Source organism: Kosakonia oryzae, assembly GCF_001658025.2.
In the GTDB taxonomy this organism is placed as follows: domain Bacteria; phylum Pseudomonadota; class Gammaproteobacteria; order Enterobacterales; family Enterobacteriaceae; genus Kosakonia; species Kosakonia oryzae.
This window is the reverse complement of record NZ_CP014007.2, coordinates 4,713,668-4,737,135: the sequence shown is the minus strand read 5'-3', so window position 1 is coordinate 4,737,135 and position 23,468 is coordinate 4,713,668. Positions and strand designations below refer to the sequence as shown.

Genomic DNA, 23,468 nt, shown 5'->3' with positions numbered 1-23,468 from the left:
ACTCTTTTTCAGCAGGCCGCCTGTCGTGTCAGAAGGTAAACCGTTTTCTTCAGTTTTCGAGCCAAATAAACTCAGGTGGAGAATGCATCAGGAAGTTCTGGTGCGATATGTTCCAGGCGTAAGCGCCCGCCAGGCTGAACACCAGCCAGTCACCTGGTGCCAGCGCGGCAACGGGCTGCTGGCGTGCCAGTACATCTTTTGGCGTACAGAGTTGCCCGACCAGCGTCACATGTTCATCTTTTATCCATTCAGCGTTTTGTTCGCGTCGCAATATGCTGAACGGGTGGTTGTGGCTTTGCGCCGCCGGGGTGCGAAAATGGTGCGTTCCCCCGCGACCAATCGCAAACCATTCGCCGAGATTCTTTTTGACGTCCAGCACTTCCATGACGTAATAGCCGCAGGCAGCAGCTATGAAACGACCACACTCAAAGCGCAGCGTCCAGCCTTGCGCCTGGCTGAATTGCGTCACGTCTGGCAGGCGCTGGCAAAAAGACGTCCAGTCAAAGTGATGCTGCGGTTCAAGATAGTTAATACCGATACCGCCACCGACGTTAATCAAGTCAATGTTCAGCGACCAGCGATCGCACCAGCTACGGACCTTGTCCAGATACAGACGGATCAACGCCAGATGATTATCCACATCCAGTTGGTGAGACATCAGATGGAAGTGGAAACCGCGCAGATTGATTTGCGGAGAGCTGGCGATTTCGCTTAATGCCGCAGGCAGATCATGCTCGTCGAGACCAAAAGGCGTCGGTTTGCCTCCCATCATCAGACGCGTACCGCCGATCCCCTCCAGCGCAATGTTCATCCGCAACAGTACGGAGACCGTTCGATTCTCATCAAGCGCGATAGCCTGTAAACGACGCAGCTCGGTCAAACTCTCCACGTGTAAAACGTCCACGCCGAGCTGCACCGCCTGGCGCAGTTCACTCTGCAGCTTGCCGGGGCCGCCGAAAATCAGCGGCTTGCCAGCCACCTGCTCACGTAACCAGTTGAGTTCGCCACCGGATGCCGCTTCAAAGCCATCAACGTATTCGCATAATGTACGCAGTATGGGGGCTTCAGGATTCGCCTTTGCGGCGTAAAACAGTTCACAACCTGCTGGCAATGCATGACGCATGCTGCGGATATGTTGGCGCAGTGCAACGAGATCATACACATAAGCGCAAAACGGCTCTGAGCGCTGTTGCTGCAACTGTTGCAGCGCCTCTTTGACTTTCGGCGTCATTGCGTGCTCCTCATTGGGTGTTGCAGCAGGGTGTAATCCGCGTGTTTATCCGCTTTGCGCAGCAGGCGGGTTTTCAGATTGTTTTTTGACGGAATAGGGCCGCCCTCAAGGATCGCAGCGATTTCCGGCTGATGCCGCCAACGGCCAAGTTGCGCCGCCAGTAAATCCCACAATTGCTGTTCCATTACCTGATCGTCATCGGCGAGGCGGAACAGCACTTCCGACAGGTGATTGATCAGCAGGCAATAGGCGACGCGACGCCAGCCCTGTTCCCGGTTGTACCAGACGGACTGTCTGGCACGCTCGGACATCATCGCTAAATCGGAGGCTGACCAGCGCTCGGTGGTGAGTTTTGTGCCTTCCAGATCGCGTACCCACAGTTGAGCCGGAAGGTAATTTTCAATGGAAACCAGAACGTTTTGCAGGTGTGGCTCAAACACCATTCCTTCCGTGAAGAACGCCTCCAGCACACCAGGAAGCAACACTGACAGATACCTGTCGAGCCACAATAAATTCGCCTGCTGTAGAGAAAGCCCCTGCGCTGTGCTCAACTGCTGAATTTGCAGGTGAAGCGGGCTGTGGCCCTGGTGGTCGAGTGCAAACAGCGATGCCGCCAGCCAGGGCTGTTGATCGGTGAGATTCTCACGATAAAGAATGCCGAAACACTCTTGTAAATGGCGCACTTCTTCCGCTTCGTCTGCTTGCGCCAGCGCGGAGAAATCAAGGCTGCTGGCGGCTGGCTCGCGCATGATGTGGAAGCCAGGCACCGTACTTTCCAGGCGCGCAAAACGTTCCTCAAGTAGCGTATTCAGCGCAACTGCGCTTTCCAGTTCATACCAGGCATTCTTGCGGACACAGTTGGTGAGCCGCACATGGATGGAGCATTTAAGGTAATAGGGCAGATCGGCGCGATACAAGGTGCGCACCGATGATGTCGCCGCGAATTCTGCACCCGTAAGCCCAAGCGGCGTGATGAGCCCACGGCTCACGGCACGCGTATAAAGCGGCGACTGCATGATGTGGCGAACCTCCCAGGGATGGCAAGGATAGCAGTGCTCGCCATGGAGGTTATCCAGCATTGCCTTAACTGGCGCACTGCCCCGAACCTGTAATAGCGAGGGGTGAATGCGGAACCAGAACAGCGGGAAGCGCGCTGCGACTTCGGGCGAGCAAGCCAGTAACGCCTCTGGCGTCACACCCTGACGGCTTTTCGGGCTCGGATGCATCGGATGGCCCCAAAGCAGGCGCTCTTCGCTTTGAATGTAGCTATGCTCGCTGGCCTGCTTTGGCAGATGCTGCAGGAAAGAGGCCGTCACCTGGACGCTGTTTTCAATTTGATCCAGCAGTTCTGAATCGGGTAATTGCCCGGTCTGCCGCACCATATCATTGACCAGCAACGCCATTGCTTCACTACAACGGACGGCCCGCCACGGGCGACCAAACTCTTTCACAAACGGAGTACCGATAAAGTCGCCGCGATCCAATAAACTCCAGCGGATAGCCCGGATGGCGAGTAACGTGCTGCCATCCTCTCCCATTTGCAGCAAAATCACTTTGCCCGCGACCATACGGCTGGCTAACGACAACGGAATATTGCCCTGGCGTACCTGTTTAACTCGTCCTGCCGGGCGAGCGAATTCGCGAATATAGCAGTTCAGCAGTGCTGTCAGCCCGGCAAATTCCGCCAGCTCCCTTTGCGGGGTGACTTTTGCTGTCAGCAGTGGGTTTTCACGAACGGCGAGTGATACGGACATAACCTGATCCTCGTAAAGGGGAAATAACAAAGAGTAAGACGGCGCCAGAAGCCGCCGCCGCTGAAGCCAGGAAAGGCGCCTGTAACGACACATGCGAAACCAACCAGCCCGCAGCAAGACCGGCAGCCACGCCAGCCCACTTGCCAGCGGCATCGATCTGCCCGAACTGCTTTCCGGCGCTGTGTTGGCGAATGGTGTCGCTCAGCATCTGATTGGCGCCGCTGTAAGCCAGCAGCATGCCGCAACCAAACAGCGTGCGAGCCGCCAGCAGCGATGACGCTCCGGTTAATTGGCTGTGCCACCATGCCGCTATCGCAATCAGCGCCATGCCGGGTACAAAATAAAGGCTGCGTCCCGCCAGACGGTGCCAGAGTGGCAAAAGCAGCAGATAGATCAGATGCGGCCAGCTATAGAACGTACCGATCAGCACTTCCGTAGGTAGCCAATGTGCGGCATAGGGCAGGAAGTAGGGGAACGTCACTACCATGGCGAAGTTGAACAGAAACTGCATCGCCCACAGATAATGAAACGTGGATTGGATGCCGTTGTTCTGCACTGCACGGTGTGTTGGCTCAACGGCCGGATCGGCGGGCAGCCGCAGGCTGAGCAGCAGGCCGCACAGCGATAACATTGCCAGCCCCAGCCACAGACGCTGCCCAATATCGGGTAGCCACATCAGAATTCCGCCTATTAGCGGTGGTGCGCTCAGCAGCGCCAACCGGGCGGATGATTGCGTCCAGTTAAGGGCTTTCGCCAGTTGTTCACCGCGCAGATGCAGGGAAAGATAGCCATTCGCCGCAGCCAGGGTTCCTCCCGCTATGCCCTGCAATGCGAGTGCGACGATCAACCAGGGTAACGAGGGCGATACGCCAGCCAGTAAAAATGCGCATGTCAGCCCGAACAAGGCCCGCTGCAGCGACAACCGCCGCCCGTAGCGATCGGCAAACCGTCCCCACCACGCGGCAGAAATTGCCGTCATCACTGAAGGCAGGCTGAACAGCACGCCTGCCCACAGGCTGCGTTCAGCGATGCCAAATGAAACCAGCAGCCGTGGTAGATAGAGCGGTACGCCAAGTACGGTAAATGCGGCCAGGAAGTGGCAGGACAGAACCACCTGCAACGTACTGCGCATTAGCGTTTTTCCCGCAGCAGGAAATTCGGCCCACTCTGGCCATAGAACTTGTTGATATCTGCAGCGCCGGACGCCTGTTTGCTTAACAGACTGCCGCTCAGCAACAGGTATTTCACTGGCTGCGTGGAGCAGGCAAACAACTGCTGTCGAGCAAAGGCTGTATCGACGCCTTCACTCTCCAGACGCGCCAGACTCTGCTCAAGCGCATGTCGTAACGTTTGATACCCCGCTTCACGATCGATCAGTGCGCCTGCGGTCAGACTTTCCAGCACGGCCGCCAGGCAGAGTTGCAGGGTGATGGTGATAAACATCTGCGCCAGCGCGGCTTCATCAGACACACAAATGCGCGGATCGCGCAGTGTGATGAGGCGCTCTGCCAGGTGCGGGCAGGCGGCTGCAAAACGCTCGGGCAGAATGCGCGCCGCATCGTTGTCTTTCATCACCAGTGTCAGGGCTTCATTTGGCGTAAGGCTCAGCACGGCATTCTGCTGATTGGATTCGAGGGCAATGCCGTAGCGTAACCACAGCGTCAGGTGAACATCCGCCATCAACTGGCAGTATTCACGCCACCACTCCGCGACGTCTGGCATACCGGGTTGTTCAAGCAGAGAAGAGAGATAATAACGTCCGTCCGGCAGTTTGCTTCCAAGCGCCGCAACCGGTAACAGCGTTTCACCGGTACGGGGCGCTGCGTAGCGCCGCAACAGGAAGGCTAACTGTTTATTCTCCGCAACATGGCCACAAAAACGCTCATCGACATGGCGATATTTGCCGCGCAGCAGGTTGTCCTGTTCCCCCAACATGGTCAGCACTTCAGCGAACCACTGGCCGTCATACAGAGTTGAGGGTTTGATCAGACGGATATTTTTCTGCCCCAGCGTGCGCATGCTGAGCGGCACTTTGAGATGTTGATCCGGGTAGTCCGCTAACTGCACGGTACGTACTGATAAGGTGGGGTAGACATCGAGCCAGGCATCAGGCGCGATTACCGCACCTTCGGGAAGATCATGTAATTGGCTCAACGTAAGAGGATGCACAGGGATCAATGCATGCCGGGCGAAGTGCTGTGGATCCAGGCCAACCTGTGACGGCAATGGCCACCAGTCCGGTCTGGCTTCCGGTGCCGTCAGGGTTAATTGCTGGTGGGGTAAAGCCAGCCAGCGCAGACGAAACGGCTGACAAAACTCAGGCGCGTATTGGCGCAGGTCGGCTTCGCTAAAACCAAATTTCGCGCGCGCAGTCGGGTAGTAAGGATGATCAAGGAAGCTTGCCAGTTGATCGGCATGACGCAGGCGCTCGCCCCAGTTCATTTCATGCGGTGAACGTAACAGTGATGCGCGCTGTTGTGTAAAAGCGAGGGCACAGAGTTCGCCTTGTGCCACGGCACTGTCGGCTTCCTCTTTATAGGTAGCAAAGAGCTCTCGCGTTTCCGGTTGCTGATCCGGCATTAACGCCGCCAGCCAGTTAGCATAGCCAGACTGCGAGTGCCATCCTTGCGCGGTTTTAATCTGCCATTCAGGGGATACCGCCCGCCATGGTTGCATGTAATCACAGGCATCCACCTGCAGGCGCAATGTCTGACTGGCCGACTGCCAGGTAAGCCACTGATGCTGAGAATCTTGTGTAATCTGCCCCTGGCTTATCAAACCACTGACGTTTTCGCGCAGGCAGGCGTTTATGATACGTAGCGTAATGTAGTCATGCTGATTCATCAGACAATCTCCCACTTTAGTGCGGCGAGAGTACGGTTAGTGAGCTGTTTGAGCTGCGTGTCATCGCTGGCTTCAAAGTACAGCACGCCGAGGTAATCTTTATTTGAGTGGGTGAGCTCGATGCGATCGCCGGTGGATTTGAGCGGACGGTAGTGGAGGCCCGGAGCGTTGAGCGGTTGAGGTGCGGTTTGCAAGGTGCCACTGCGATCGGCGACGAGATAATGGATGAGCGCTTCACCCTGTTCCGCTTTTATCGGCGGCAGCGGTTCGCCAAGATGCAGACGCAGGATCGGCGTGAACCACCCCTCCGGCAGCAGGCGGTCCAGCAGAAATTCGCGGCCATCGCCAATGCTGCGGTAATTGATTTCAACTAATACGGGGCCATTATCGGTAACGATAAATTCGCTGTGACAAGCGCCAAACCCCACGCCAAACTCACGCAACTGTGCCAGCGCCTGCTGCTTCCAGCGTGTGCTATGTTCACCGGCCCAACGCGCACTCATCTCCACAAAGTGCGGCGGCGCGGAGAGTTCGACATCGAAACCGCCAATTGCCACCAGCTCATTGCCATCACCGAGGGTTTCCAGCGTAAACAGCGGCCCTTGCATGAACGCTTCAACCAGCAATGTCTGGCGGACTGGCAGGGAGTCAAGGTAGTGCTGGCAACGCGTGAGATCCTCAATAAGCCGTACATCCATAGACGCTACGCCCTGGCCTGGCTTGATCACGACTGGCCACGGCCAGTCAGCGGCCGGTGATGCATCAGGAAGGAGTTGAGCAGACCAGACTGAAGGTTGCCCGAGTGCTTTCAGGCGCTGGCGCATGCGCCATTTCTCTTTCGCGGCGTAGCAAATTTGCCAGTTCTTGGCGGGCAGACCAAGTGCAGTGGCGGCAATAGCGGTAGCCGTTTGCAAGTGATCGCTATTGGAGAACAGCGCAGCAGGCGTGATCCCCCATTCGGTGAGCGTGTCGAGAATGGACAGTGGGTTAAATACTTCGCATTCGATAACCGTAACGCTGTCATCCACCTTGCTGTTATGCGCCATCGCGTGATCGGTAAGCAGGATCACCGAATAGCCCAGGTGTTGCGCTGCGGGAATAAAACCTTCTGTCACGGCCGCGTTAACAACGTGACTGATGATCACATAGGGCTTTTGGTTGAACATGTGTATACCTGTTTGGGTGTTGAGTAGGAAAGGTTAAAGAGACTGAACGTCAGTAAGCCGTTGCTTTAGCGCCCGAAACAAAAAACCGCGATCTTCGCCGCACAGCCAGCTATCCACGCCCTGGCGTTGCCAGTATTGCTGCTGCTCTGCGGTGCGGGGGTTGGCGCAAAAAGATTTCCCTGCGGCTTGGCAACGTGCAGCCAGTTGGCGAATAAGCGCTTCAACCTCAGGATGCGTAGGCTGTGGGCCAAGTTGCATGCTCATTGCCAGGTCAAGCGCACCTTCCATAACCATCGTGACCTGAGGGATAAGCACTATGGCGTCAATAGCCTCAATGCCGGCCGGCGTTTCAATCATGGGCACCAGCCATAACTTCTCATTGACCTGGCGGATATAATCCTCAAGGGGCAAAGTACCGAAGCCGGTAACGCTGCCGCCGGTGATACCTCGTGTTCCAATGGGGGGAAAGAACATCGCATTTTTCAGGGCGTTAACCTGTTCCGCACTTTCCGCCCGTGATAGTACAATCCCGCCTGCTCCCATATCGAGCAGGCGGCCAGCGCGCGGAATGTCGTCACAGGTGAGGCGTATCAATGGCGTGCAGTGGTTGAGCTGCGCCAGTTGAATACAGTGGCTAAGAAGCGTTTCGTTATGGGGAAGATGTTCCAGATCGAGTATCACGAAGTCATACCCGGCAATGGCAATCATCTCAACAAGGGTCGGGTGGGGAACGGAGTTGAGAATGCCAAATAGCCCATTGCTGGACCTGCGGCGTTCCCCTGGTAGTGCAAGCGAGATCATATAACTAGTCCATGTTGGTAATGCTTATCATTTACATTATCATTACTAATGAACTCGTGCTTTTCAAAAGATTTAAACAAGATCATTAAATAAATTCACTAAGTGATAGTTGCTGAATCGAAGTAGTCTGATTGCGATTTTGGTGTAAGCTTTTGATACGTATCAGATATTTAATAAAAGACCGTTTGGGGTTGCCATGTCGATGGCAGCAAAAATTAAAAACACTTATGTGTGTGGTTTAGTTAGCGGAAGCTCAGTAAGGAAATCGCCAACATGAAAGGCCAGTGGCTTATTATCATATTTACCGCTTTAGTGTGGCCGTGGGCGGCACAGGCACAATCGGTTACCGTGACCGATCTTGCCGGTCGCCAGGTCACGCTGAACGCACCCGCAACGCGCATCATTCTCGCTGACAGCCGAATGTTGTTACCGATGAGCCTGCTGCATCCTGGCGATGCGCTTAAAGGGATTGTCGGATGGGATGATTCGCTGCAAACCCGGGCGCCGGATATGGGGCGTTTTTTTACCCGGCATTATCCAGCGCTGCCTTCCATACCGGTATTTATTAACCCTTACCGGAGCAGCTTTAACGTTGAACAAGCCACGATGCTAAAACCGGATCTGATTGTTTTCGATACGGGGATCCTGAAGAAGCTCGAAAGTGAAGGGACGCTGGCATTACTGGAGAAAAGCGGAATTCCGGTGGTGTTTATCGATTTTCGCCAGCAACCCTTAACCCATACACCGGAGAGTATGCGGCTATTGGGGGAGGTGACAGCCGAACAGGAGAATGCCGGGCGCTTCATTCAGCGTTGGAATCAATTATTGGATCGTACCCGTCAGCGAGTGGCAAAAATCCCCCGAGAAGCGTGGCCTGGCGTTGTGTTTGAAAACCATGCCGGTATGACGGGCATGAACTGCTGTACCGTATTTGGTCGCAACAGTTTTGGCCAGTTCATTCCTGAAGCCGGTGGCCGCAATCTGATGGCGGACAAAGTGCCCCCTCAGGGAGCCGATATTAGCGCCGAATTGCTGATTGCGGTGCGCCCCGACATTTATTTAATGAGTGGCGCCGACTGGAGCCAGCGCGGGAGTTCTTCGCTGGCAGTGCCGCTGGGATATGAAGCCAGCCGCGCCAGTACCTTACCGAAGCTGCAGAAGCTGATGCAGCGAGAAGGGGTGAGTGTATTGCCCGTGGCGAAGGGCAAGCAGGTAATGGCCATCTATCACCAATTCTACGACAGCCCTTTCAACGTTGTGGCACTGGAAGCCATGGCTAAACTTTTCCATCCCCAGCAGTTTGACGATGTCGATCCGCAGGCCGATTTAGCATCGTTATACCGCGACTTTGTCGGCATTCCTTACAGCGGGTTGTTTTACGTCCAGCCTTAATGAAAGAAGCCCGTTCAACGTGACGGGCTTCTTTTTACTATCAGAACTTCAGGCTAACGCCCGCAGTGACTGAACGTCCCGGCGCTGGCTGACGCCCCCACGGGCTGGTATCAATACCGCGGAACCAGTAGTCACGATTGAAAATATTGTTAATTCCGACATAGCCGTTCAGCACAGTACTGCCCGACTTAAACAGATCGCGGCTCACTTGAGCATTCCATACCCAGTAAGACGGCATTTGACCAACGGAACCGGTGCTGTTCTCCGAAACGGTATTCGCTGCATCCGCATAGGATTTACTGAAGTAGTAGCCCGCCAGCGAGAAGGTGGTTTCACGCCAGTCATAGCTTCCATCCAGCGTCAGTTGCGTGCGCGAGGCATACGGCACTTCTTTACCACGGTTCACGCCGTTACGCTGTTCCGCTTGCAGGTAAGCATATCCTGCATGCAATTTGAGGCCTTCAATGGCTTGCGGGCTCCAGAACCCTTCCAGCTCAACGCCCTGATGGCGGGTGCGTCCGATGTTGAGATAGCTATCAGATACGCTGTCGTAGGAGATCTGGTCTTTATAATCAATGCGATACAGACCGGCATGAAGGCTGACATTCTCGGTTGGTTTGTAACGTACGCCACTCTCGTAGTTCCATGCCAGTTCAGAGCTGACGTCGCCGCCTTTCACGATTTGCGTAGCCTGTGCCGGACGCAGGCTTTTCTGCATATCTGCATACAGGAACCACTGCGAGGTAAGCTGGTAACCTACCGTCAGGCCGGGAAGCCACTGCGTGTCCGGCGTGGAGGTGCGCTGGCCCGTTTTTTTATCGGTGTATTTTTCGCTGATGTTCTCATAGCGCATACCCGGCGTAATGGTCAGCGTGTCATTGAACAGTTTGACGGCATTGCTGATATAACCTGCCCAGGCATTATTATCAAAGTCCCAGTCACGCGTTACCGCTGTCACGCCTGTAGCCAGCGTGCGCTGACGTACCTGGTAATCGATTTTTTCACTGACAAAGCGCCCACCCACAATCCATTGCTGGTTCACATTATCGCCGTTGATATCCATGCTGATACGCGGTTCAGTCCCCCAGACCCTGAAACTACGCGGCGAGTTTTGCACGATATCGGCAGGTAAGGCCGGGTTGAAGTTTTGCCCGGCGACTTTACTCATGCCGACGTGGAAATCACGATCCGACTCATGACCAAAGAACATCCAGTTAAATTCTGCGTTATCAATAAAACCCAGTGAACCGAGCTGCTGGTTATAAACTGCGCTATAACGCTTGGTGTGACCGTCGTAATCATCCCATGGACGGGTGCTTTGACGACGATCGCGATTATAGTCTGCGGTCGAAAGGGCACCCGCCAGATCGGCGTGTGCATCGTAGTATTGGTAGGAGAGATTTAAGGTGGTGTCTTCGTTGATGTTCCACAGGCCGCGTACGCGGAAGTTCTGAACTTTGCTGTCGCTATGCTCGCGGAACGAACTACCTTTTACCTGGTTAGCTTCGACCTGCAGCCCGAAGTCATCATTCAGCATGCCGCCGGTGCGAAGGTAGGTATCCCAAAGATTGTGTCCCTTACCGTAAAACGTGGCGCGCTCGGCAATCTCATTTTCCCATTTCAGCGGAATGGGTTTACTGATCAGGTTGATGACGCCACCAACGTTATTCGGGCCATATTGTACCGCCGCGCCACCGCGAACCACGTCAATGCGATCAATGGTCGAAAATGTTACAGGAAACAGTGACATTCCTTCCTGACCGTAAGGTGCAAGCACCAGCGGAATTCCGTCCTCAAGAATTTGTGCGCGGCCGCTGCGGCTGTCGTACAAACCTCGGACCGCAATTTGCGGAAGCACGCCTGTACCGGTTTCATCCTGTATCTTGACCCCTGGCACACGCTGTAACGCATCATCAAGGGTGCGATTGGCCCCTTTTTCCAATTGATCGTTGCTGATAACGGTGCGGCTCCCGGCCCAGGTTTTCACTTCTTCTGCGCGTGAATCGCCAAGAATATTCCCTGACACCGTTATGGTTTGTTCTGCTGCATAACTGCATTTACCGGCCATGAGCATGGCCACTGCTGCGGCAATTTTTGTGCGTCTCATCGTCAACCCTGAATATTGGTAATTTATGGTAATGATTCTGATAAATATTATCATTATCAAACAAAACTTAATATTGCTGGATTGAACGTAAGCCTATGTCAAGACAATAATAGGGGTGTTTTTGCGGGGGAAAACATGAAAAAGCATGAGCGAAGGAATGCGAAAACCCAGAGAAGGCGCTGGCTGCAAGAGGGTAAAACTAACCGGAATTGATGTCTGGCGTTAAAGTTCGAATTTTATGACGTTCATGTTTAATATTTTTGAATTAGTTACTGTGCCAACGTGACGTTTATTACCACTGCCACGATAAAAGAGGGGAGTTATCCTGTTGTCGGTAGGGTTTTGCCATTTCCAGAAGTACAGGGTGTCAGCACTAACGCGGTTATTTAGGCTTCTCGCGCACAACCGCCGGAGATCCTTACTGCCGAATCACCTGGTGCTGACAGGTAATCGATTAATGACAGTTGTATAGCAAACAGGAATAACGATGAAACTCATTGGTATGATGGATTCGCCTTACGTAAGGCGTGTTGCGATATCCCTGGAACTCTATGGCATTGAATTCAATAGCATGCCGCTCTCGGTATTTAGCACATTCGAAGAGTTTTCACGCATTAACCCGGTAGTCAAAGCCCCGACGGTCATACTGGATAGCGGTGTGCAGTTGATGGATTCAACGCTCATTCTTTATTATTTTGAAGCGCTGTCTGAAGCCAGGCACAAACTTTTGCCCGACAATGCTGACGCTCTGGCAAAAGATCTGCAGATTTTGGGGGTTATTCTCGCAGCCTGCGAAAAAGCGGTACAAAATATTTATGAGCACAAACTCAGACCAGAAGAAAAACAACATCAGCCGTGGGTTGAGCGCATTACCCGGCAACTGCTCGCCGCATGCCATGAATGGGATACTCTGCTTGATGGCCGCGCTATCGCGACTCGTCCTGACCAGGTCGCGGTAACCAGCACGGTGGTGTGGTCATTTATTCAGTTCATGATCCCAGGGGTAGTTACGGCAGATAATTTTAAAAACATTCGGTCGCTTGCTGAATCATGTGAAGCGCTGCCAGCGTTTAAAAAATATCCCTTATCTTAAACGCTGGCTAATGAGTGACGGTTACCTGGTTTCCAGAAATGAGCGATCGCAATCGGCGCACATTACGCGCCCATTGCGATACCGGGTCACACCGTCGGAATGGTGCCGCCATCGATGACATATTCGGTACCGGTGATGGCGGCGGCATGTGATGAGGCGAGAAAAGCGATGAGATTCGCCACCTCAATGGGCTTTGACGGACGCCCCAGCGGAATGCCCCCGAGCGCATTCATAATGATCTGCTTACCGCCTTCATAATCCGTTCCCGCCTGCTGCGCCAGCCGCTCCGCCAGCGCTACCGCCGCTTCGGTTTCGATCCAACCGGGCGCCACGCGCACTACCCGAACCCCCTTCGGTGAAACCTCTTTCGACAGGCTTTTGCTGTATGCCGAGAGCGCCGCTTTGGCGGCTGCATAGCCGGTGGTTGATTCCGGCAACGGCAATTCACGCTGGATAGAGGTGACGTGAATGATCACGCCGCTACCCTGTGCCAGCATCCCTGGCAACAGCGCACGATCTAAGCGTACCGCTGGCAACAGATTAAGGTTGAGTTCCTGCTGCCACTCCTCTTCGCCCAGCGCGGCAAAACCACCGGCGGGTGCGGTAGAACCGCCCACCACATGGATGATGGCATCGACACCGCCCAGGTGCGTCTGAACGGCTTGCGCTACGGAGGCACAGCCGTCGGCAGTGGTCAGGTCTGCCGCTACGAAGACATCGGCGAGACATTCCGCGGGAGCGTGGCGTGCAGTCGTTAACACCCTGGCGCCCAGTTGTTTTAATAGCCCGACAACCGCTTTCCCAACGCCTTTGGTACCCGCCGTCACCAGCACGCGCGTGCCCTGGAAATCAAGACCCCATGACATCAGACAATCTCCAGTGCGTTGATCTTGTCGCCGGCCAGGCCGAAAGTATGCTTAAGCACTACCGGGCTGCCGGGAAAATTACCGACGACGTTCGACATGACCGTCACCCGGTTGCCGTCGGTGAAAAGCTGTACCGGCTCAACGCTGTAGTCAAACGCAGCCTGCGCGGCACGTTGCCATGCCTCGATCGCCGCATGTCCCTGATGAGTTTTACCTTCATCTGTCACGACGGCGTCTGCGGTAAAACAGTGTTTAATGTTGGCGATATCACCACCATTGCTGATGGCGAAATAGGTAGAAATAGCGTGCGGTAGTGATAATGACATGGCTTTATACTCCCGTAATTTACAGTACGGGAATTTTCAACATAGACTGTGAAATTAACAAGTACGCACGAAAAAGTGAGTGACTATATTATGAGTAAGTTATATAGCCCGGAATCTGCCGCAAGCGGCGTGGAGCAAGTCCTGCAATTGCTGGAAGGCCGCTGGAAATTAATTATTCTTTTTCATCTCTTCGACGGAAAGGTGCAGCGCTATTCCGATTTCGAAAAACTGATCCCCGCTATTTCGCAGAAGATGCTGGCGCAGCAATTGCGACAGCTTGAAGCCGACGGAATCGTGTCGCGGACGGTCTATCCTCAGGTGCCGCCGAAAGTGGAATATCGGCTCACCGAGTGGGGGCAAGCGCTGTGCCCTGCGCTCGATGCCATGCTGAAGTGGGCAGAAAAACGCGAGGTTTAGGTATAGCCCTTTGTTGCTGAGCGAAAATCACGGATGCCTGCTTTTCGCTCCTTGCTGGCACGATGAATGTTGCCGATGGTGAGTGCTGAAAAAAGTTGTGGCCTGTTCCGGCGGGTAAATAGCGAAGCAGGTCAGTATATTATCGTAAACAGACATCACGGGCAGTGCCCAACCATAATTAATAACAGGCTAAACAGTCACGCAAAATATCAATCAAAAAGTGAATATATTATACGCCAGGCGATGGCAATAAAAAAATAAAAACTTTGCGGGATCATCATTATCACGATAACCGCATAGTAATCTGTAGACTTGTCCACATTATTTTATGCAACGCCATTCATTTTATTAAGATATATTTTTGGTAGGTCTCTTTTCCTGTTTTTTTATTAAAAGAAATTGCGCAATTGACGATAAGTAAGTAGATAGCCAACTTCACCTGCGTCCTCAAAAAGAAGTGAATAAATTTGTGATCAGATATGAAGTAAAAATGAAACCATCTTTCGAAAATTAAGAAAGATTACTGAGGATACCTCTATGTCAAAGCTGTTACCGTCAATAAAAAACCTGCCTGTGGCTGCTAAGCTGTTTGGCGGGTTTGCAGTTTTAATTGTTATTATTGTGCTGTCGTCACTCATCAGCATACAGCAGTCTGGCAATATCCGTGACCATGCCTTAAAGGGTAAATTAATCAATGAAATCAGCACGGAGCTTAATACTGCACGACGTAACCGTTTGACTTATCAACTGAACCATGATGAAAAATCACTTCAGGCGAATAAAGTCGCCATTGAAAAGATGGATCAAAAAGCAATTACTGGCCTCGACTTTACCTGGGACAGCGATGCCCGCGTTTTGTTTGAAGAATTGCGCAGTACTATTCCGGACTATGCCAGCCACCGCGACACCTTCGTTAAACTGGAACAAGTGACTGTCGGGAAAGCGCAGGGGTTGACCTCTCCCGAGCTGAAAACCTTGCTGGATAAATTCAGTACCCGCTTAGAGCAGCAAGAAAATACGTCAAAAGATGAAGTAGCGTTACTCAATCGCCTCAATAACGTATGGGCGGCCGCTTATGAAATCCAGTCATCGGCAGGTAAGCAGGGGGTAGATGTTTTCAAGGCACAATCCGATGCCGCGTCGAAGATCGTCCATTCAGAAAACCTGAGCCTTAATGCGGAAGATAAAGCGATGGCGCAGGCATTTCTTAACGGCATGCAGGATAACGTTGCCTCCTATGTTAATGCTCTGCAGGAGTCGCAGAAAGCCGCTACAGAACTCACCGGCGTGGCAGAAAAAATCAATACCATCACTGCAGATTTGGTGACTGGCCAGACTCAGAAGAATATCGATATTATTCAGCGGGTCATGATTATTATGGGCATCGTTGCCATTTGCGCCGTGCTGACGGGGTTACTGGTCGCCTGGCTGCTTACCCGGCAGATGACGCGCCAGATAAAACACAATTTGACGTTGGCAGAACGTATTGCCGGTGGTGACCTGACCGCCATCATTGAGCCGCAGTCAACCGATGAACTGGGCCGCCTGACGCAGGCAATGGGCATGATGAATGACAGACTGCGCGACATGATCACCCAAATTAAAGAGTCGGTAATTCATGTGGCGAATGCATCGTCGGACATTTCGGCAGGCAATATTGACCTGGCTTCCCGCACGGAAGAGCAGTCTGCTGCGGTGGTTGAAACGGCGGCAAGCATGGAAGAGCTGACCTCAACGGTTAAGCGCAACGCAGACAATGCGCGTGAAGCCAGCCAGCTCGCTGGAGTGGCGGCAGAGCATGCGCGTTCCGGTGGGAAAATTGTCTGGGACGTCGTCAGCACGATGGAAACCATCACTGAAAGCTCCAACAAGATCACGGATATTATCAGCGTAATAAATGGTATTTCTTTCCAGACCAATATCCTTGCGCTTAACGCTGCTGTTGAGGCGGCACGCGCAGGTGAACAAGGGCGTGGATTTGCGGTGGTGGCGGGCGAAGTAAGAAACCTGGCGCAACGCAGTGCTAACGCCGCTAAAGAGATCGAAGGGCTGATAAAAGAGTCCGTGCAACGCGTGACGACCGGTTCAGAAATGGCGAATAAAGCCGGTACGACCATGGAGCAGATTGTATCCTCAGTCACTAACGTGAGTGGGATCATGAATGAAATTTCAAGCGCCTCAGAAGAGCAGAGCAGAGGTATTGATCAGATTGGTAAAGCCGTCACGGAGCTGGATTCAACAACCCAGCAGAATGCGGCGCTGGTTCAGGAGTCGTCGGCGGCCTCATTATCCCTGGAACAACAGGCTGAACAGCTCACTCAACTGGTTTCCGTGTTCAAGTTGAGTTCTGAGACCGCGAAGCCGAAACTCGCGCCCGCAGCGGCTCGCGGCAAGGTTAGCCTGCGGCCCGCAACGTCAACAGGCAACGGGGCTGACTGGGAATCGTTCTGACACGTTTCCCATCAAAAAAGTGCCCTCCTGATGCGTGAGGGCACGACTTAAAGCGCAAAGATATACGTTACCGAATAGCGAAACGCAGGAATAACTCATCTGCGCCCCTGTAGCGGATGTGAGTTATTCCTGTTCGTCCTGCGGCTTATTGAAAGTTTTAGTCATCGCAACGTTATTTGCCTCTCCGGGTTTATATGTCGATTTTTAATTTCGCCGGTGAATACCGTTTCAGGAGGTGTACCGCAAAGACGTTTGCTGTCAGATCGGAATCGATGAAACCTCGTTTTACAACTCGCGGTTTGCTAAATAAGCCCATAAATAAAATGAAATTATATTTAAAGAGCTGGATGATTCCGCTGCGTTTTAATATCCCTTGCCAGTAACACGCCCAGGGTTTATTTCATAAACCGATGTTTTAATATTTCCCCACTATCATTTATCCAGACCGCTTCCACGTTTATTGCTTCACTGCCGACATTGCGTTCCAGCAAATAACGCCGCTGGCTGAAGGGCTTAATCATCATATCGTCCTGCTGGTACGCTTTCGTCTGCCCGCTGCGGCCTGTCACGCTGATTGTGGTAAACGAAATGCCCAGCGGCGTTGGGTTGTTGAATTCGAGCCAGGAGTTTTCACCCTCCGCATACAGGCGAAAGGTCAGTTTGCCGATCGCTTCTTCGGGCGTCAGGGTGAGCGTTTGCGGACGGTAAAAGATCTTTAGCTGGGTGTTCATTGCCAGCTTCAGATACGACTTTTCCAGGTCTGCGCTATCCGGCGGCACTTCATACACATTGAGCCAGAAAACCGATTCCCGATCCGTCGGCAGCGGATCGTGGTTATAAATGATGCGTAACCCCTGTGTGCTTCCAGGAGCCAGGCGAAAGACCGGCGGCAGAATGACAAAGGGCGCAGCGCTGTTATCCGGCGAGCCTTCGCCGTTGTCTGCCCAGGTTTGCACAATCACCGGCCAGGCATTGGTGTTCACCAGCATCAGCGTTTTTTCGCGCGCGTTCGGTGGATAAATCACCCGTGTCACGGCTGGCATTACGCCAGCCAACGTCGCCGGTACGAACAGGACGAACAGCAGAATGAAGAACCGGCTCATTGCATTTTCACAATCACGTACGCGGTGGCATGAACGCGGCCTGCGGTGACCGTCATTCCAGGCAGTTTTTGCAGGCTGGCGATAAAGGAAAGACTGTAATTGCTGAAGCCGGGGTATGAACTGCCGTTCGACGTTGCGCCAGCAAGTACCGGATACCAGCCCGCGTTATTGCCCGCAGGCGTGGGCGAAAGCGGGACATTCGTGGACTGGCCGAGAAACGTCATTGGCTGCCCCGGACTGGCGCTGTTGGCAATGGTTATCCCCACGCCTTTTGCCATCTCCGGCGCGTTATAGTTATCAGAAACCAACGCCCTGACGCCGCCGCTGGCATTGACCAGATTCAGGCTCTGCGCCGCGCTGTAAGCGCCTTCGGAAACCTGAAAACCCAGCGCAACCTGAGTGTCATTCAGCCCGGAAACGACCGTGTTGTTGCACTCCAGTTGTACATTGAAATTCGCGCTGCTTGCCATACCAGCGTCCAGATCTCTCACGCTGATAGTGGGTAACAACACCAGCGGCGTGGCGTTGCGTACCGTGCAGGTAGGATTGTTATAAAGTTTGTTCGCATCGCGCATGCCGTAACCAAAGCCATTGTCAGCAAGCCAAAATTTGAACGAAGTGGCGCTATCCTGACCGGCCTCATCATGACCAAAAGGTATGATAGTGGCGGGCCCGGAAAGCTGGATATAGGCATTAGGCTGCGTGCAGGTATACAGCTCGCCCGACGGGGTGGCAAAGACAATGCCCGAACCGTTGTTATTGTTGTTGCCGCAATAGCTGGAGAGCGCTGCGAGACCGGGTAATGTACTGACCCGATAAAGCTCAGACTGCAACGGTGGGATATCCTGTAAGCGGATCTGAATTTTTGAGCCGACGGTGGCATACGTCGTCACGGGGATTTTTTGCCAGTTGCGCGTCAAGGTTATGCCCGACATTGACTGCTTGATGCCTACATAGGCAAACCATGTAGCATACACATTGGTCAAATTATCGTTTGCGCCGATGTCGTAATAGCCGCCCACGCGATCGTCGCCATTGGTCGCCACCAAAAAATAGATACTGGCCAGGTCGGCCCGATCGCATTCCCACAATACCGATGCGCCCGAGGCTCCGCCGGTGATGTAGTTTGTCGGTGGCGTTACCGTGGTGGCAATTAATGTTCCGACCGGCGCGAAATAGGTATCGATCAGGTTAATTTTGCCGAACGTGATCTTCGCGGAATTGAAATCTTCGGTCTGGCTAACATTAGTCTTGGTACAGATCGCCCACGCCGATGCGTGCAGCAGTGCTAACAATACAAGCAAGCAGAGTTTCAGGAACAAAATAGCGTGCTTTGTCATGCCGGTTTCTCCCTTTACTGGCAGATTGCATTCAGGCGGATTAAAGGGCTCGCCGTCTCTTTTCCGGAGAAGTCGTACGGGAGATAACAGCGATCCTGCGGCTCATTTCCCCAACGCAGCGTTAACCGCCCTTTGGGTCGATCGGTGCGCAAGTAAATTTGCCCGTTTTGCCCGGCGATGCCGATCAGCGTGTTGTTCTCATCAAGGACATCCGCGCCTGCTGGCGGCTCTGAGCCATCCGGCCGCGTCGCTTTGATCAATAAGGCTTTCCCGTTGCGGGTACGGAAGATGACTTTGGCCGACGCCCCGGCAATCGGCGCTATCTGTTTTTCATTGTCGAGCAGTTCTACATCGCCCTCCATATCTTGCGGATCGAGGGTGATGCGGTTGTAACGGTAAGGGGTAATGGCCGGGAGCAGCGCATAACCACTGTCATTGATCTCAAGGTGTTCCGAATTGAACACTTTTGCCCCGGCAGCGCCTTTGGCTTCGACCAGCGCAAAGGTGTCGCCGAGATACGGGCCAAATGTGATGCCGCCGGAATGCGCGACCACCGCGCCCTGGACATTACCGGCAGCCTGCCAGTAGTCATTCCCGCGCGAGGCGCTCACGCCGACGGTGGCTTGAGAGAACCGTTTTTGTACACCGCCGCTGAGCGTCGTCTGGTGATATTGCTGGTCGCGCATGACATCCAGGTTGTAGCTTGCGGTCTGCCCGGTATCGAGCATGCCGGAAAGCGAGCTCTGGTATTGATCGCTGCCGTCCGTCGAGTGCATCCATGAATTACTCAGGCTGGGTATGCGCGGACCGCTCCCGCCGAGCGGAAAAGAGAGGGAGAGCGAGGTGAACGTCTGCATATCCCCGGCATTCTGATAACCGCCAGTGTGCTGTCGGCCAACGGAAAGGTTTATTGAGATCCCGTAGCGGAAACTGTTGCTGTAACCCAGTTGAAGCTGTGTGTCACGGCTTTTTCCGCCGCGATAATTCTGCGTGGAGCTGGAGATAAAAACGTTGCCGAAATCCGCCAGGCTCTGGTTCATGGTCAGTTCAAAGCGCGATTGTTGGCGCCAGCTATCTGACTCCCACAACTGATTATTGCGCTGCGCTTCTCGCGCTCCCAGCACGTCCATCAGGTCATGATAGCCGCGGGTGGAATAGCGATATCCCGCCATAGAAATCGTGGTGTTGGTCGGCTGGAAGGTTTTACTCCAGCGAAGTTGCGACATCCAGCCGTCGGTATAGCCGGTATCAGGTAGCCGCGCGTGTGACCAGGTTAGATCCGCGCCGATGGCGCCGAAAGCGCTGGCATATACACCGCCTAGCATCAGCGCCTGGTAACCGTCGGCAATGCGCGTCGCAGTGTTGAAGGTGACGGCATTGGTGAGGCCGTGCTGCCAGGTCACATCGCTGAAAAACGAATCATCGCCGTTGTCCTGAGTTTTGCCCATTTCCAGATTGAAGCGGGAAATCCCCGGCCGCATCGATTCCGGAACGGCAGAGAAGGGCACGCTGAAGCGGCTCACGGAGCCGTTGGCTTCGGTTACCGAGACATCAAGATCACCACTAAAGCTGGTGGGATAGAGATCGGTAATTTCAAACGGCCCCGGCGCGACGGTGGTCTGATAAATTTCAGTGCCATTCTGCATGACCGAGACGCGGGCATTGGTCGTCGCCACGCCGCGAATCACAGGCGCATAACCGCGCATCGAATCCGGCAACATTCGTTCGTCGGTGGCGATGCTGGCACCACGGTAGTTCAGTCCGGAGAAAAAACGCCCCTTCGTGATGAGCTGGCCGAACATAAGCTGGCTATTCAGGCCAGGCAGCGGGTGCTGGACGTAACTGCGGATATTGTTCCAGCGGTTACCGTTCTGGTTATCCCATGTGAAATTGGATAATTGCCGGTATTGCCAGGAGCCGAGATTCATACCGCCGCTTAATGACATCCACAGTGAGCGCTGATTCGGGGTAGATGGCTCTGAGTAGGAGACGTTGTAGTAATTCGTGAGGTAATTGATAAATGCCATCGATGCGCCATCATCGAGTTCATTCGGGTCAACGTATCCGCGTGGTGGAATACGTATCTGGTTTTGCGGCACGGAGAGATCCAGCCGCAGTTGCGGTAAGTTTGTCCGGCTGGTGCCGCCAGGCGCAGCCTCCTGAATTAATACGCAATTATCTTCAGTCGAGCTGGAAGCGGGGCTTTGGGCGTTTTTAATATGTGCGGACTCAAGAACCTCCGGGCTCAGACAAGGTTGGCTTGTGCCGTCAGCAAAACCTTTAAAATAGACATCGTATGTACCCGTCAATTTATTATTGGTGTACACATCCATCTTGTAATTGCCCGGAACAATCGATCGCGGCGCAGCAAGCCGCGTTAATGAATCCTGGCTAAAACGGCTGCCACGAAAGAGTTGTGGATCAAAGGTGTAACGGTCTTCGCTGGAGTCGAGGGTTGCAGCTATTTCTTTGCCCCAGGCCGGCAATAAAATAAAAAAAAAGGCGCTAGCCGAAAGTAAAACAGCGAATTTATTCATCGAAGATTGCCCATACCGAAAAGAGTCCTTCATTAGCACAAGCAAACGTTATAAGGGGTGTCTGGAATCCACATTTACGCCGTAATCATTCACCGTCACCAGCGCGATGGATGCATTCTGGGTGTTTATGTTATTGGCGTGCAAAGGCCATTCGACTTTGCTTTTAGGGGGAACCATGACCGCATCGGCAAGGGGATATTTTGTGCCGTTAGCAATAAGCTCGGCGCGGCGAATAACGGAGTAATAACCGGTAGGATTCGTTACCTCAATGCCATGTGGTTTTACCTGGAATGACAGCTTTTCTACCGTTTCATACGAATTTCCGGGAATAGTGTGCGGACGATAGAAAATTTTGAGGCGATTAGTCAGTGCCAGCACTAATTGATTTCGCTCCTTGTCTTTATTGTCCAGGTACGGGAGTTGACTAAAACTGAAGTAAAAAATCGATTCACGATCCTGAGGCAATTTATCCCCTGTGAAGATCAATCTCACGGATTGCCCACTCTCTGGTTCCATTCTGAATATTTGCGGGGTGGTAATAAAAGGCGCTTCAGGATGTTTTGCTTTTTCAATATCAGAACCATCATCAACCTGGATACTGACGATAAACGGCTGCGAACTGGTGTTTCTTAATTGGATTGTTTTTTCTTTGATATCATCGGGGTAAATGATCCGTGTACCGGTCATGATTACGTTTGCCGCTGCGTTCACAGAAATGGTGATGGAAAATAAAAATACAGTAAAAACTATTAACCTATCCATTTTCACATTATCCCTGCGCTGATTATTTATTGCGTAATATTGAGTGGGTTTCTGGCTGACGTCGTCACGCAGCCAGTTTTGGTTTAGAGATAGCTCAGCGAATATTCAGCAATGGCGGTAATTTTACCGGGGGTGGCAGCGGCGCTATTGCTGACATAGTAGCGTGCACCATAGTCATAACTGGCTTCCGTCTGGTTGGCCGGGAGGCTCAGCCCTGGCACGGAGGTAACACCGGAAAGCCGAATTGCTGTACCGCCGGAACCCGCATCCATCAACTGAATGCCGAAACCTGTCGCAGCATCTGCACCTGAATAGCCGTTGCCAAGTACGCCCATCGCATCAACGTTATAACCGAGGAAATTGGTGCTGATATTCGTTACGGTGGATGTCGCCTGGCAACCACTGACTGAAACCGTGAACGGGGTTTGGCCGTAAAATTGGCCGTTGGCTAATGTGGCGCCGAAGTCAGTCAGAGACACGGTAGGTAATAAGACGACGGAATCTGTGCGGCCATTGATCTGTATGTCGCAGGTCTGGCCCGAGACTTCGCCCTGAAAGGTCACTGTCGGCGCGGCAAAAAGTGGTAACGGTAATGTCATAACGCCCAGTAACGGTAACGCTTTCTTAATTCCGGTTTGCATATATATATCCTTATGTTTTAAAACTCATTTAGAAATAATGATGTGGCAAATAATATTTGCCAATGGCAGTTTCTGTCATTGCATCATTAATATCACCGCTTAGGAATTTTATTACATATTATTTAAAGCAAGGAACATAGGCAATATGTTGTCTTTAATTATGGGATTATTCAGAAATCACAATTATATTATCTGTTTTATCTTATTTTTTTATTAATTAATACACGAAAGTAATAAAAAAAGATGACCGTGAGAGGAGTGAGAAATGTGAACTGTTCTCATGGAACTAATTGTAAAATAAGTGATTCATGAACGGTATATTGAAAAATCCTGGTTGGGTTGCTTAATGATATGAAATGTAATAATGAGGAGGCAGGTGGTATGCCGAAGGCTATAGCGTGGCAGTCAGCGTTTTTTATTTTCTTCATTAAATCTTGTGAATCATTTTTGAATTTTATTTCAAATCACTTAGTGTCAGCTTTATAAATATAATTCTGTCATTTATTTTTTCATGTTTAATTAAAATGAAAAGTCTGATTTGGTTTTTGATATATTGTTTTGTATTTCTTTTCCTGTTAAGTTTTTTTGGATCTTAAATAAGATCTGCTGCATTTCATTGTTGCATCACTCAAAAATA

18 protein-coding genes are annotated in these 23,468 nt (G+C 52.5%); 4 read left to right on the top strand and 14 right to left on the bottom strand.

Going from position 1 to position 23,468, the window contains the following annotated elements:
• Positions 1 to 49: 49 nt before the first annotated feature.
• Genes AWR26_RS22465 through AWR26_RS22440 form a run of 6 tightly spaced genes read right to left on the bottom strand, consistent with a single transcriptional unit; the run spans position 50 to position 7,796 of the window.
• Positions 50 to 1,231, bottom strand: coding sequence for a type III PLP-dependent enzyme (locus tag AWR26_RS22465; protein ID WP_064568599.1), 1,182 nt, complete (start codon positions 1,229 to 1,231; stop codon positions 50 to 52).
• Positions 1,228 to 2,985 (bottom strand): IucA/IucC family protein, encoded by a 1,758-nt coding sequence (locus tag AWR26_RS22460; RefSeq protein ID WP_082934127.1) that lies wholly within the window; start codon positions 2,983 to 2,985, stop codon positions 1,228 to 1,230. The genes AWR26_RS22465 and AWR26_RS22460 overlap by 4 nt, the downstream gene beginning before the upstream one ends.
• Positions 2,960 to 4,117, bottom strand: a complete 1,158-nt coding sequence (locus AWR26_RS22455) for an MFS transporter (protein WP_064568598.1) — start codon at positions 4,115 to 4,117, stop codon at positions 2,960 to 2,962. The genes AWR26_RS22460 and AWR26_RS22455 overlap by 26 nt, the downstream gene beginning before the upstream one ends.
• The gene (locus AWR26_RS22450; RefSeq protein ID WP_064568597.1) at positions 4,117 to 5,829 is read right to left on the bottom strand and encodes an IucA/IucC family protein; all 1,713 of its coding nucleotides are present in this window, start codon (positions 5,827 to 5,829) and stop codon (positions 4,117 to 4,119) included. The genes AWR26_RS22455 and AWR26_RS22450 overlap by 1 nt, the downstream gene beginning before the upstream one ends.
• On the bottom strand, positions 5,829 to 6,995 hold the full coding sequence (locus AWR26_RS22445) for an ATP-grasp domain-containing protein (RefSeq protein WP_064568596.1): 1,167 nt from the start codon (positions 6,993 to 6,995) through the stop codon (positions 5,829 to 5,831). Before AWR26_RS22445 ends, AWR26_RS22450 begins: the two co-directional genes overlap by 1 nt.
• A 33-nt stretch (positions 6,996 to 7,028) precedes the next feature.
• Positions 7,029 to 7,796 carry an HpcH/HpaI aldolase family protein gene (locus AWR26_RS22440; protein ID WP_064568595.1) on the bottom strand — a complete coding sequence of 256 codons (768 nt, stop codon included), beginning with the start codon at positions 7,794 to 7,796 and terminating at the stop codon, positions 7,029 to 7,031.
• Positions 7,797 to 8,069: 273 nt separating this feature from the next.
• Between AWR26_RS22440 and AWR26_RS22435 the strand changes: the two genes are divergently transcribed.
• Positions 8,070 to 9,188 (top strand): ABC transporter substrate-binding protein, encoded by a 1,119-nt coding sequence (locus AWR26_RS22435; protein ID WP_064568594.1) that lies wholly within the window; start codon positions 8,070 to 8,072, stop codon positions 9,186 to 9,188.
• Between the two features lie 40 nt (positions 9,189 to 9,228).
• On the opposite strand, the gene AWR26_RS22430 is transcribed toward AWR26_RS22435, so the two are convergent.
• Positions 9,229 to 11,295 carry a TonB-dependent receptor family protein gene (locus AWR26_RS22430; RefSeq protein ID WP_043955244.1) on the bottom strand — a complete coding sequence of 689 codons (2,067 nt, stop codon included), beginning with the start codon at positions 11,293 to 11,295 and terminating at the stop codon, positions 9,229 to 9,231.
• A 487-nt stretch (positions 11,296 to 11,782) separates the two neighbouring features.
• Here AWR26_RS22430 and AWR26_RS22425 point away from each other — a divergent pair, with 487 nt between their 5' ends.
• Positions 11,783 to 12,388 (top strand): glutathione S-transferase, encoded by a 606-nt coding sequence (locus AWR26_RS22425; RefSeq protein ID WP_064568593.1) that lies wholly within the window; start codon positions 11,783 to 11,785, stop codon positions 12,386 to 12,388.
• Between the two features lie 86 nt (positions 12,389 to 12,474).
• On the opposite strand, the gene AWR26_RS22420 is transcribed toward AWR26_RS22425, so the two are convergent.
• Entirely contained in the window at positions 12,475 to 13,254 is a 780-nt protein-coding gene (locus tag AWR26_RS22420; RefSeq protein ID WP_064568592.1) for an SDR family oxidoreductase, read from the bottom strand.
• Entirely contained in the window at positions 13,254 to 13,580 is a 327-nt protein-coding gene (locus tag AWR26_RS22415; protein WP_064568591.1) for a nuclear transport factor 2 family protein, read from the bottom strand. Before AWR26_RS22415 ends, AWR26_RS22420 begins: the two co-directional genes overlap by 1 nt.
• 90 nt (positions 13,581 to 13,670) lie before the next feature.
• Here AWR26_RS22415 and AWR26_RS22410 point away from each other — a divergent pair, with 90 nt between their 5' ends.
• Entirely contained in the window at positions 13,671 to 13,997 is a 327-nt protein-coding gene (locus tag AWR26_RS22410) for a winged helix-turn-helix transcriptional regulator (protein ID WP_064569089.1), read from the top strand.
• 537 nt (positions 13,998 to 14,534) lie between these two features.
• Positions 14,535 to 16,448 carry a methyl-accepting chemotaxis protein gene (locus AWR26_RS22405; RefSeq protein ID WP_064568590.1) on the top strand — a complete coding sequence of 638 codons (1,914 nt, stop codon included), beginning with the start codon at positions 14,535 to 14,537 and terminating at the stop codon, positions 16,446 to 16,448.
• A gap of 395 nt (positions 16,449 to 16,843) precedes the next feature.
• On the opposite strand, the gene AWR26_RS22400 is transcribed toward AWR26_RS22405, so the two are convergent.
• The 5 genes from AWR26_RS22400 to AWR26_RS22380 form a co-directional block, all read right to left on the bottom strand.
• Positions 16,844 to 17,551, bottom strand: a complete 708-nt coding sequence (locus AWR26_RS22400) for a fimbrial biogenesis chaperone (protein WP_064568589.1) — start codon at positions 17,549 to 17,551, stop codon at positions 16,844 to 16,846.
• A complete protein-coding gene (locus tag AWR26_RS22395; RefSeq protein WP_082934126.1) occupies positions 17,548 to 18,891 on the bottom strand; it encodes a fimbrial protein in 1,344 nt (447 codons plus the stop codon). Before AWR26_RS22395 ends, AWR26_RS22400 begins: the two co-directional genes overlap by 4 nt.
• A 14-nt stretch (positions 18,892 to 18,905) precedes the next feature.
• Positions 18,906 to 21,428: a fimbria/pilus outer membrane usher protein gene (locus AWR26_RS22390; protein WP_064568588.1), complete on the bottom strand. Its 2,523-nt coding sequence runs from the start codon at positions 21,426 to 21,428 to the stop codon at positions 18,906 to 18,908.
• Between the two features lie 48 nt (positions 21,429 to 21,476).
• Positions 21,477 to 22,190 carry a fimbrial biogenesis chaperone gene (locus AWR26_RS22385; protein WP_064568587.1) on the bottom strand — a complete coding sequence of 238 codons (714 nt, stop codon included), beginning with the start codon at positions 22,188 to 22,190 and terminating at the stop codon, positions 21,477 to 21,479.
• Between the two features lie 83 nt (positions 22,191 to 22,273).
• Positions 22,274 to 22,831 (bottom strand): fimbrial protein, encoded by a 558-nt coding sequence (locus tag AWR26_RS22380; protein WP_064568586.1) that lies wholly within the window; start codon positions 22,829 to 22,831, stop codon positions 22,274 to 22,276.
• Between the last annotated feature and the right edge of the window lie 637 nt (positions 22,832 to 23,468).